Here is a 238-nt window from a genome sequence, read left to right as displayed (position 1 = left end):
CCCGTCGGCCTCCAAACATCCCACCGTGCCGCGCAACCCAATCTCCTCAGGAATGACGTTAATCGCTTCCCCGCCGTGAATCTGCGTCACGCCCACCACCGCCGAAGCCAGTGGCGACAGACGACGCGACGGAATGGTTTGCAGCGCCAGAATCAGCTCGGCAGCATCCACCATGGGATCGGCCCCGCTTTCCGGCATCGCCGCATGGCAGCTTTTACCGTGCAGCGTAATTTCGAAC

General features: G+C 62.2%; 1 protein-coding gene. It reads right to left on the bottom strand.

All coding sequences use genetic code 11. The features are described 5' to 3' along the window. The coding region (locus tag KVT28_RS26690; protein ID WP_217551327.1) for a peptidase dimerization domain-containing protein at nt 1-238 on the bottom strand (238 nt) is incomplete at both ends.

Source organism: Pantoea sp. GbtcB22, assembly GCF_019091025.1.
GTDB classification, from domain to species: domain Bacteria; phylum Pseudomonadota; class Gammaproteobacteria; order Enterobacterales; family Enterobacteriaceae; genus Pantoea; species Pantoea leporis.
This window is presented reverse-complemented; position numbering and strand designations above follow the sequence as displayed.